The organism is Kocuria sp. CPCC 205231, from assembly GCF_040980965.1.
Lineage (GTDB): Bacteria > Actinomycetota > Actinomycetes > Actinomycetales > Micrococcaceae > Kocuria > Kocuria rosea.
This window is the reverse complement of record NZ_JAVKPP010000067.1, coordinates 1-791: the sequence shown is the minus strand read 5'-3', so window position 1 is coordinate 791 and position 791 is coordinate 1. Positions and strand designations below refer to the sequence as shown.

Sequence of the window (791 nt, the reverse complement as noted above, 5' to 3'; positions counted from 1 at the left end):
TCCTCGCGGTTCGTCACCGCGGTGATGATTCCCTCGCGCACCACCGGTGATCTGCTGGCCGGGATGTGGCATCTGGTGGTCGAGCAGATCCAGGGCGTGCCGCGGCGGTGGGTCTGGGACAACGAGTCCGGCATCGGTCGCGGGGGCCGCCCGGCCGAGGGGGTGGCCGCGTTCATGGGCACGATGGCGGCGACCCTGGTGCAGCTCAAGCCCTACGACCCGGAGTCCAAGGGCATCGTGGAGCGGGCCAACGGCTATCTCGAGACCTCGTTCCTGCCCGGACGCAGTTTCGCTTCCCCGGCCGACTTCAACGCCCAACTGCGCCATTGGCTGGTGGGTGCCAACACCCGCCGGGTGCGGGCCATCGCCGCCCGGCCGGCGGAGCTGATCGCCGCTGATCGGGCCGCGATGCTCCCCGTGCCGCCGGTCGCCCCGGCGCTCGGGCACCGCACCTGGGTGCGGCTGGGCCGGGACTACTACGTGCGGGTCGCCGGCAACGACTACTCCGTGGACCCGACCGTGATCGGGGCCATGGTCGAGGTCACCGCCGACCTGGATCGGGTGCTCGTGCGCTGCCAGGGCCGGGTCGTGGCCGAGCACGCGCGCTGCTGGGCGTCAGCGACCACGGTCACCGATCCGGCGCACGTGGCCACCGCCGCGGTGCTGCGCCGGGCCTACCAACAACACCCCCACCCGGGCGCCGAGCCGGATCCGCTGGTACGGGATCTGGCCGACTACGACCGCGCGTTCGGGATCGAGGTCGCCTGATGGCCACCACACCGGCCGAGACG

The 791-nt window shown here is 72.6% G+C and carries 1 pseudogene; it reads left to right on the top strand.

Features of this window, described 5'->3' with window-relative positions:
- Positions 1-768 (top strand): annotated as a pseudogene (locus RF640_RS18885) (IS21 family transposase); the annotation flags it as partial.
- Positions 769-791: the final 23 nt, after the last annotated feature.